Here is a 10977-nt window from a genome sequence, read left to right on the forward strand (position 1 = left end):
CTCATTACCCATAATCAGATTTGCGATGTAACATGTTTCAGAGTAGTATTATATTGGGATCTGGTAAAACATGTATTTTCAATGCTACGAGCACCTTCCACCTTTTTGAAATTAAGCTGGGATGTTAAAGGGAGATAGGGGAACTTAGTATTATTTTTTCTTGGAAAGGCCTTTCCTTGATAGTGTGTAACAAAAATATTGGAGGTGAAAAGAGTATGAAAAAAGTGTTTGTTGTGTTTCTTTTATTGGCAAGTTTGGTTATGGGAAGCGTATTATTCGCTCAAGTAACCCAAATCCCCAGAGAAGAAGCAGTGTATGTCGCAGGTTTTCAGTGGGGACCACCAACAACGGATAATCCGCTTGCAGGTTCGCCAATGACGTTTGTTTCTGATCCTAGACAACATATTTGGATATATGAAACACTATTCACATGGGATGCTCTCAATGGAAAGTATGTTCCTATTTTGGGAGAATCCTATAAGTGGCTTGATGAACTAAGATTAGAGGTAAAAGTGAATCCAAAAGCCTATTTCCACGATGGAGAACCTGTTACTGCAGACGATGTTGTATATTCCTACAAATTAGGGCAAAAATATCCCTTAGGTCTACAGATTTGGGAATGGTTGGAAGATGTTTACAAGGTAGATGACCATACAGTTATTTTCGAGATGAAACCAGACAATCCAAATAGATTGATGGTAGAAGACGCAATTGGAGCTACCTTCATTCTTCCAGAACATATTTGGTCTAAGGTTGAAGCAGAAAATAATTATGATTTGACCAAAATTAGACAGTTTAGAAATGAAAATCCTGTAGGCTCTGGTCCATACAAAGTATTTTATGAAAGTCCAGAAACTATAATTTTAGAAAGAGTAGATAACTATTGGGGAAACGAAGCTTTACACGGTGGAAAAAAACCCGCAGCCAAATATATAGTGCATCCTATTTTCAAAAGTAACGACGAAGGTAGTTTGGCTTTTGAAAACGGCGAAGTAGACGTTTCTCAACAATTCACGCCAAGAATATGGGAAATGTGGGAAGAGAAAGGTCTTCCTGTTGGTACATGGTATGACGAAATCCCTTATCATATGCCTGCAACGATGCCTTCGTTGTGGTTTAACGTAAACAAATATCCTCTTAGTTTGCCTGAAGTTAGAAAAGCTATTGCATATTCGGTAAATTACGCAAGAATTTCCGAACTAGCTATGTCCAATTATTCTCCTAAGGTTCAAGCTAGTCTTATTATGCCATATGGTGGAGAAGCAAAATACTTCGATGAAAACTTGGTAAAACAATACGGGTGGGAATACAATCCAGAAGAAGCTGTTAGAATATTAGAAGAAGATCTAGGAGCAACAAAAGGTAAAGATGGAATATACGTTCTGCCTGATGGAACAAGGTTAGGCCCATTTACAGTAGAATGCCCATATGGTTGGACAGACTGGAATGCTTCTTTACAAATCGTGGCACAGTCTGCAAGAGCAGTAGGTATAGACATTCAAACATCTTTCCCTGATGCACCTATAGCCTATGATAACAGACAAACAGGTAACTTCGATATGACAATGTGGGCACCTTCACAACCTGGACCTGCTCAACCTTGGTTGAGATTCCAAATAGCTCTTTATTCAAAAGGTGTTCCCGAAGTTGGACAAATTGCATACAGTAACTTTGGAAGATATAAAAACGAGTGGGCTGATCAACTCATCGATATGATTCCAAAAGTAACCGACGAAAAAGAATTAAAAAACCTCTATACAGAGTTAGATCAACTATACAGAGAAGATATACCGATGTTCCCGTTAATGTATAGACCTCAGACATTTTATGAATACAATGAAACTTACTGGACAGGTTGGGCAAACGCAGAAAATCCTTATGCACCACCGATGCCTTTGGTAGGTGCAGGGATGGAAATGTTGTGGCATTTAGAACCTGTTAAATAAAGTAATTTACCGTCAATCGATTTAGCCGAGAGTTCGTGGGGGGAAGCTATAGCCCCCATGAACTCTTTTAAATATACTTTCGAGAGGTGAAATATGTGAAAGGATTTACGAAGTATTTTTTTCAAAAACTTTTTTGGTATCTACTAGCTTTTTTCTTGGCTTTATTTTTGAATTTTTTCTTACCAAGACTCATCCCCGGAGATCCTATTTCAGTTATAGTAAGTAAAATGATGTCTGGAACCGTAGCAAGTGAGACACAAGAAAGAGTCTATCAATCTTTCATGGAAGAGTTTGGATTGGATAAACCTTTACCTATTCAGTTTTTCAACTACATAGGGAATGTTTTTAGAGGTGATTTAGGAACGTCGTTCAGTTTGTACCCTCTTTCTGTTAACGAAGTTTTGGGAAACGCTATTGTATGGACTATTTTTTTACAATTTCCGGCAATAATTGTAGGTTGGATATTAGGGAACTTACTGGGGGCCGCTGCTGCTTACAGAAAAGGGGTTTTCGACAAAACTATTTTTCCAGTAGCATTATTCGTTAATTCTATCCCTTATTATGCTTTGGCAATCATATTACTATATTTTTTTGGAGTTTACTTGGGATGGTTCCCAATTGGCGGTGGTTACAGCAGAACATTGCTCCCTTCTTGGAGTTGGACTTTTGCAATTGATGTTTTACATCATTACTTTTTACCCTTTATTTCCATCGTTTTAGTAACAATAGGAGGACAAGCCATAGGTATGAGAGAGATGTCAATATATGAATTAAATACAGATTACGTTACCTACAGTAAGATGTTAGGTATTAAAGATAAGAAGATTCAAAGCTATGTCTTCAAAAATGCAGTTCTTCCTCAAATAACAGGGCTTGCAATAAGTTTAGGTACCATGGTAGGAGGAGCTTTGATCACAGAGATAGTCTTTGGATACCCTGGAGTGGGAACATGGCTATTCAATGGAATAAGACAACTAGATTATCCAATGATCCAAGGTTCAACACTTATAATAGCGTTGATGGTTTTAGTTGCTAATTTTATTTTGGATATGGTCTACGGACTAATAGATCCTAGAATTAAAGCTGCGCAAACGGAGGAGGGTTAATATGAATACAATAAAATTACTTTTGAAATCTCCAAAATTTTTAATAGGCTTTGGACTTTTTATGTTTTTATTCCTAACTGCCTTCATATACCCTGCTGTTTCACCAAAAGATCCATTGGAGATGGTTGGATTTATGTACGAGCCCCCTTCCTCAACTTACTTGTTGGGAACAGATAACTTTGGAAGAGACGTATTTGTAGAGCTTATTCACGGGATGAAATCTTCATTGATTATAGGATTAATTTCAGGTGTCATTGCGACAACAATAGGTATAACTATAGGCCTTTTTGCCGGGTACAAAGGAGGAACTACTGATAACATATTAAATTCAATAACTAATATATTTTTAGTTATACCTCCATTCATAATACTGATATTGATAACGGTTAGTTTAAGAAGCAGGTCCCTGTTTGTTATGGGATTAGTATTAGGAATAACCTCTTGGCCATGGACCGCTCGTGCCGTAAGGGCGCAATCACTTAGTTTAAGAAACAGGGAACATGTTGATATAGCCAGGTTAAATGGTGCTAGTACCGTAGAAATTATAATACGCGAAATAATGCCTTATATCTTATCTTATATATTCATGGCATTTATCCTCCAAGTTGCCACTGGTATTTTAAACGAAGCGGGAATAAGTATGTTGGGACTGGGTCCAAGTAATATAGTATCACTCGGTACAATGCTTTCATGGGCATTATTATTTGAGTCTGTTAGGTCAGGTGCCTGGTGGGCTTTTATACCTCCAGCTATAGTCATAGCTTTAATAACATTTTCTCTATATTTTATGAATTCGGGGATGGATGAATTATTCAATCCCAAACTTAGGAGTTGATGAGGTTGGAATCAAAAAAGGTTATTTTAGAAGTTAACAATCTTAAAACCTATTATCAAACAAGGTTAGGAGAAAAAATAAAAGCGGTTAACAGCGTTTCATTTAACCTATATGAAGGAGAAATCTTGGGAATAGCCGGTGAATCAGGTTGTGGTAAATCTACTTTAGCAATGAGTTTATCAGGCTTATTTTTATCCCCTTTGAAGTATGAAAGTGGATCAGTATTTTTAGACAATGAAAATATCATGCAAAAAAAAGAAAATGAGTTGAGAAGTAATATACTAGGGAAAAAATATTCGTATATCCCTCAAAGTGCCATGAATGCCTTGAATCCAACAATAAAAATCAAAAATTTTGTTATAGATCTACTGAAAGAACACGATCCTAATATGACAGAAAAAGAGATTTTAAATTTGGCAAAAGAACGTTTTGAATCTCTTTCTTTGCCCCCAAGAGTTTTAAACCTCTACCCTTTAGAACTTAGCGGTGGTATGAAACAAAGGGTAGTTGTCGCAATCTCCACAATAATGAACCCAGAAGTTGTAGTAGCAGATGAACCAACTTCTGCATTGGACGTTACTTCGCAAAAAATAGTAATTAAATTAATTAAAGATCTTTTTGATAAAAAAATAGTAAAAAGTATAATTTTTATAACTCACGAATTACCCATATTAAGACATATATGTGACCGTATCGCTGTAATGTACGCCGGAGAATTTGTAGAGATAGGAAATATGAAAGATGTAATCTTCGATCCTATTCATCCTTACTCACAAGCATTAATGCAGTCTATTTTAGTCCCTGAAAAAGGTATAAAAGGTAAAAAACTGCCAAGTCTTCCTGGGTCACCACCTGATTTAAGGAAAATTCCAAAAGGATGTAGGTTCGCAGATAGATGCCCTTTGGCAATTGAAGATTGTAAAAAAGAAGATGTCACTTTAACTAAAGTAGGAGAAAGATCTGTAAGATGCATTAGAATAAACCATATTTTAACACAAGGGAAGAAGGTGACACCGTATGTCTAATCACTCAAGTGAAGATATAGTAAAAGTTGAGAATTTGACCAAAATATTTGGAAGTGGAAAAAAAGCTGTAAAAGCGGTAGATAACGTCACTTTTTCTATAAAAAAAGGGGAAATCGTCTCTCTTGTTGGACAAAGTGGAAGCGGAAAAACAACGGTAACTAGACTAATACTCAGGTTGTTAAAAGAAACAAAGGGAAAAATTATTTTTGAGGGTCAGGATATAACAGGTTTAACAGGGAAAGAAAAAAAGCTTTACTGGAAAAAAGTGCAAGCAATATTTCAAGATCCCTACGCCTCGTTCAATATATTTTCCCCGGTAAAAAAAGTTTTAATAGATGCTTTCAAGTTATTTGACAACAGCTTCACGAAACAAGAAAAAATGGCAAAGGTTTACGAAGCTTTGGAATCAGTTAATCTAAGACCTGAAGAAGTAGCAGATAAATATCCTTTTGAATTAAGCGGTGGTCAAAGGCAAAGGATAATGATAGCAAGGGCTCATTTGATAAAACCAAAATTACTTTTAGCTGACGAACCAACTTCTATGATCGATGCAAATTTAAGATCGGGGATTTTGGAGTTATTGTTAGGTTTAAGGGATACGGAAGGTACAACTATCATGTTCGTAACCCACGACCTTGGTCTGGCTTACTATGTCAGTGATAGACTTTTCATCATGCATGAAGGGAAAATAGTAGAAAGGGGAGATGCTGATAAAGTAATAACGCAACCCGAACACCCATATACAAAACAATTAATGATGGATGTACCAAAACTATCGGAAGAATGGATCTTAAAATAACATAGAATGAAATGTGGGTGGGCTGCGGGGCGAAGGGGAGCTAAGGTAAGTTTTTGAGATTGTAAAAACAATAAAAACAACAACATAGGAGGAATAAAAATATGTCTGAAAAAGTTTTCCCAAAGGATTTCATGTGGGGAGTAGCTACTGCATCTTACCAAATAGAAGGTTCTCCTTTAGTAGATGGAGCGGGTTCTTCGATTTGGCATAGGTTTTCTCATACACCAGGAAATACATATAATGGAGACACTGGAGATGTTGCAGACGATCATTATAACAAGTACAAAGAAGATATTGCTTTGATGAAAGAGTTAGGATTAAAAGCGTACAGGTTTTCTATATCTTGGCCAAGAATTTTCCCATACGGTAAAGGTAAAATCAACGAAAAAGGTGTTGATTTTTACAATAGATTGGTTGATGAATTACTCAAGGCAAACATAACCCCTTTTGTTACATTGTATCATTGGGATCTACCTGCTGCTTTACAAGATCTGGGTGGTTGGACAAACAGAGACATCGCCTATTGGTACACCGATTACGCAGATTATATGTTTCAAAGATTTGGTGACAGAGTAAAAAATTGGATTACTTTAAATGAACCCTGGGTAATGGCATTTGTTGGCCATTTTATGGGTGAACATGCGCCTGGAATGAAAGACCTTTACGCCTCTTTCTCAGCTGTCCACAACCAGTTGCGAGCTCATTCAAAAACAGTTAAAGCGTTCAGAGAAGAAAATATTAAAGAAGGAAAAATTGGAATAACTTTATCAAATACTTCCCATGATCCCGCTGCGGATTCACAAGAAGATATAGATGCCGCACGGTTGGCACATGAATGGTCAAATTATCCATTGTTTTTGAATCCAATATACAAGGGTGACTATCCAAAGGGAATAAAAGAACATGCCTCTGAGTTTTTACCTCATAATTACGAAAATGATTTGGAAGAAATAAAAGAAAAAATCGATTTTGTAGGCATCAATTATTACTCTGGAGATCTTGTCAAGACCGATACAAAATCATTTCTAGGTGGGAAAACCGTTGAAAGAGGTCTTCCAAAAACAGAAATGGGATGGGAAATTTACCCTGAAGGTTTCTATAAAATACTAAAAGGAGTTCAAGAAGAGTACAATCCAAAAGAAGTGTATGTAACTGAAAACGGTGCTGCTTTTGATGATAAAGTAGTCAACCAAGAGGTACACGATGAAAAAAGAATAGAGTATTTAAAGCAGCATCTTGAACAAGCATTAAGAGCGATTCAAAATGGAGTTACGCTAAAAGGATACTTCGCCTGGTCCTTATTAGACAATTTTGAATGGGCATGGGGCTATTCAAAGAGGTTTGGAATAGTGTACGTTGATTACAAAACTCAAAAAAGGATTATAAAAGATAGCGGCAAATGGTATTCACAGGTTATTAAGAATAATTCTTTTGAATTCTAATCTTGTTCTTAAAAGAATAGGCTTTTTTAATAGTAAACCAAAGGATGTGAAAAAATATGGAGAGAGACATAAAGAAGTTGATTTCTCAGATGACGCTTGAAGAAAAGGCAAGTTTATGTTCAGGCTTAGATAATTGGCACACCAAACCTATTGAAAGGTTAGGGATACCTTCAATTACGATGAGTGATGGACCTCATGGTTTAAGAAAAGAAGCTAACACCAATGACGAAGGTATGTTGAAAAGCAGCGTACCCGCCACATGTTTCCCAACAGCCGCTACAGCAGCTTGTTCATGGGATAGAAAATTAATAGAAGAAGAAGGAAAAGCCTTAGCTGAAGAATGTCAAGCTGAAGAAGTCGATATTATACTAGGTCCCGCTATTAACATTAAAAGGTCTCCATTGTGTGGAAGAAATTTTGAATACTTCTCTGAAGACCCATTCTTATCAACAGAGCTGGCTACAGCATATATAAACGCTGTACAAAGTTATGGAGTAGGAACTTCTTTGAAACATTACGTCGCAAACAATCAAGAACACAGAAGAATGAGTGTAGATGAAGTAATAGATGAAAGAACCCTAAGAGAGATTTACTTAGCAAATTTCGAAGGGGCAGTAAAAAACGGCAAGCCTTGGACGGTAATGTGTTCTTACAACAAAGTGAACGGTACGCATGCTTCTGAAAACAAATACTTATTGACAGATATACTGAAAAAAGAATGGAACTTCGAAGGATTCGTTGTATCCGATTGGGGGGCAGTAAACGAAAGGGTAGACGGATTAAAAGCAGGATTAGACTTAGAAATGCCTTCAAGTTTTGGAATAGGAGACAATAAAATTATACAAGCCGTAAAAAACGGTCAATTAGAAGAGAAGGTACTGGATGAAACTGTAGAAAGACTACTAAAAATCATTTTTAAAGCAATAGATCACAGGAAACAAAACGCAACATATGACAAAGAAGCTCACCATCAATTAGCAAGAAAGATCGCAAGAGAAAGCATGGTACTTTTGAAGAATGAAGACGATATACTTCCATTTAAAAAAGAAGAAACGATAGCCATAATTGGAGAATTTGCCACATCACCGAGATATCAAGGTGGTGGAAGTTCGCATGTAAACCCTATAAAAATAGATAATCTACTAGAAGAGATGGAAAAAATAACTCAAGGAAAATCTAAAATTCTTTACGAAAAAGGATACCATCTTAACTCAGATGAAATCGATGAGGAACTTATAGAAAAGGCTAAAAGATCTGCAAAAGAATCTGACGTCGCTGTAATCATCGCAGGACTACCTGAAAGATACGAATCAGAAGGGTACGATAGAGAACATATGCAGATGCCCCAAAGCCATAACAAGTTGATTGAAGAAATCACCAAGGTTCAACCAAATACGGTAGTGGTATTAAGTAATGGTGCCCCAGTTGAAATGCCTTGGGTTGATAAAGTCAAAGGGCTACTAGAAAGTTACCTAGGAGGCCAAGCATGGGGAGGAGCTGTTGCAGATATCCTCTTTGGTGAAGTTAATCCTTCTGGGAAATTGGCAGAAACATTTCCAAAAAAACTCAGTCACAATCCTTCTTATCTAAACTTCCCAGGGGAAGATGATAGGGTTGAATACCGAGAAGGCGTATTTGTAGGGTACAGATATTATGATAAAAAACAAATAGATCCGTTATTTCCATTTGGATATGGGTTAAGTTACACCAATTTTGAATATACCGACCTAACAATAGATAAAAGGGAAATAAACGATAACGAAACGTTGAACGTTAAAGTGAAAGTTAAAAATACAGGAAATATCAGAGGCAAAGAAATAATTCAATTGTATGTAAAAGACATAGAAAGCAAAGTAAATAGGCCAGAAAAAGAACTAAAGGGATTTGAAAAAATACAACTTGAACCCGGCGAAGAAAAAACTGTAATTTTTACCTTGGATAAAATGGCTTTTGCTTACTACAACACAGAGATAAAGGATTGGTACGTAGAAAGTGGAGAGTTTGAACTATTGGTTGGAAAATCATCGAAAGATATAATATTAAAAGAAAAAGTAAAAGTCAACTCCACAAAAACAATAACTAAGAAGTTCCATAGAAATTCCACGATTGGCGACCTAATGGAAGACCCTGTTGGCTCACGAATCTTAAAAGAAATGATGCAAGATCAGGTTTCAGAAATTTTCCCTGTCGATGAACACAGAAATGAAGAGTTAGTTTTATCAATGATGAAGTATCTGCCCCTGAGAGGGCTAATAAACTTTGGAAGAGGACAATTCACCGAAGAAATGCTGGAAGAGCTTCTTAAAAAACTGAATCAACAGAGATAAAGAACTCTGGAGACGATCTCTAAGATCGTCTCTTTGCTTTGATCACTTATTTAAATAAAAAAGGGGAAGGTGATCTCTTATGAAGTCAAGATCCATTGGCAAAAGAATAATAAGTATAGTAATAATCATATTCATATTGTTCGGCCTTTCTATAATTTTCAATACCACTTCTCTTACCAAATCAAATGCTGGTTTGGAATCTTATAAAAATTTGTCAGATCAAGTTAATAATATAACAGAAGTAGAAACAGCATTTTTTGAAGCTTCTTTGAATTTTAAAGATTATTTAGATAATTACGAAAAGAATTTCGAAAACGCCTTTAGAGATAATTTATCCAAAATAGAATCATATATGAACAATTTGCTTGACACCACGGAAGAATCTACCTCTTTAGTTTATATTAATGAATCTTTAAATAAATATGAATTTAATTTCAATCAAATTGTACAATTAAATTCTCAGGCTAATACTTTTCTTTCGGAATACAATAAGCTAAGCGAATTACTTATTCAACAACTAAATGATTTTAATACTTTAACTAAACAATATAGTGTTTTGGCTTTTTCACTATTATCAGAAGATCCTGTTGTAACAGTCCAAAATATCAACGAAGAAGTTAAAAAATATTTCTCTTCTAAATCTTCAAGCGATAAAAGCAATGTATTAAATATGTTCTCAACCTTTAAAGACAATTTAGCGTTTGTAGAATTTGGATTAACCAACGATGAACTTAAAAATGCTTTTTCTGAGCTAATGGAAAGTCTCAACAATTTAGAAAACACATTCAACCAAATAGTCACAACGATAGAATCCCAAGAGCCTATAATCGGGCATATGGAACAAGCAAGAGTAGAGATACTCAACCTATTAGAAGAACAAAGAAATGAATTAAAGGTCCAACAAGACACGTTAGGTCCATCACTCATAGAAGAAAACAACAGGGCTATAACCTTGACAGCCGTTTTAACCATAGTAGCTTTCGTAGTATCGATAATCATGATTATCTATCTAATAAGGAGCATAACGAAACCACTGTTGGACTTCAAAAATAAGATAAACCAATTCAAAGAAGGAGACTTAACGGTAAACTTTGAAAGTAAAAGCAAAGACGAAATAGGGCAGATGGCAAACGCTCTATCAGAAATGAGTAAAGAATTGAGAAGATCCATGGGGTCAATAAGGCAGGCATCAGACAAAGTAGAAAACGCATCAGAAAGTCTAACACGATCATCACAAGAAAGCAGAAAGAACTCAGAAGAACTCAAAGACCAGATGGACAAGATACAAACAAGTACGGAAGAAACGGCAGGAAACGTAGAAGAAGTAACCTCAGGTGTAGACGAAGTAGCAAGGGCTGCACAAGGTGTATCCCAAGACGCGCAAAGATTAAGTGAAGAAGCAGAGGAAACAAGTAAAGCGGCAGAAGAAGGAAGCAAAACGATAGAAAGTATAAGTCAAGCGGTGAAAGAAGCGGTAGAAAGGACAAAAGAAAGTCA

Annotated in this window: 8 protein-coding genes; all 8 read left to right on the forward strand. The window is 36.0% G+C overall.

The window, feature by feature from the left end; genetic code table 11:
- Positions 1–215 precede the first annotated feature (215 nt).
- Complete coding sequence (locus tag ACW9JY_RS07590; protein ID WP_103076670.1) at positions 216–1946, forward strand: ABC transporter substrate-binding protein; 1731 nt, start codon at positions 216–218, stop codon at positions 1944–1946.
- Between the two features lie 95 nt (positions 1947–2041).
- The gene (locus tag ACW9JY_RS07595) at positions 2042–3052 is read left to right on the forward strand and encodes an ABC transporter permease (RefSeq protein ID WP_103076671.1); all 1011 of its coding nucleotides are present in this window, start codon (positions 2042–2044) and stop codon (positions 3050–3052) included.
- A 1-nt stretch (position 3053) separates the two neighbouring features.
- Positions 3054–3887 carry an ABC transporter permease gene (locus ACW9JY_RS07600; protein WP_103076672.1) on the forward strand — a complete coding sequence of 278 codons (834 nt, stop codon included), beginning with the start codon at positions 3054–3056 and terminating at the stop codon, positions 3885–3887.
- The gene (locus tag ACW9JY_RS07605; RefSeq protein WP_103076673.1) at positions 3887–4912 is read left to right on the forward strand and encodes an ABC transporter ATP-binding protein; all 1026 of its coding nucleotides are present in this window, start codon (positions 3887–3889) and stop codon (positions 4910–4912) included. The genes ACW9JY_RS07600 and ACW9JY_RS07605 overlap by 1 nt, the downstream gene beginning before the upstream one ends.
- Positions 4905–5711 (forward strand): ABC transporter ATP-binding protein, encoded by an 807-nt coding sequence (locus ACW9JY_RS07610; protein ID WP_103078372.1) that lies wholly within the window; start codon positions 4905–4907, stop codon positions 5709–5711. The genes ACW9JY_RS07605 and ACW9JY_RS07610 overlap by 8 nt, the downstream gene beginning before the upstream one ends.
- 101 nt (positions 5712–5812) lie before the next feature.
- Positions 5813–7153: a GH1 family beta-glucosidase gene (locus ACW9JY_RS07615; RefSeq protein ID WP_457283911.1), complete on the forward strand. Its 1341-nt coding sequence runs from the start codon at positions 5813–5815 to the stop codon at positions 7151–7153.
- A 56-nt stretch (positions 7154–7209) separates the two neighbouring features.
- Entirely contained in the window at positions 7210–9480 is a 2271-nt protein-coding gene (locus ACW9JY_RS07620) for a glycoside hydrolase family 3 C-terminal domain-containing protein (RefSeq protein WP_457283912.1), read from the forward strand.
- Positions 9481–9559: 79 nt separating this feature from the next.
- Positions 9560–10977: methyl-accepting chemotaxis protein (locus ACW9JY_RS07625; RefSeq protein WP_457283913.1), on the forward strand; the 1418-nt coding region annotated here is incomplete at its 3' end.

Source organism: Petrotoga sp. DB-2 (assembly GCF_054051725.1).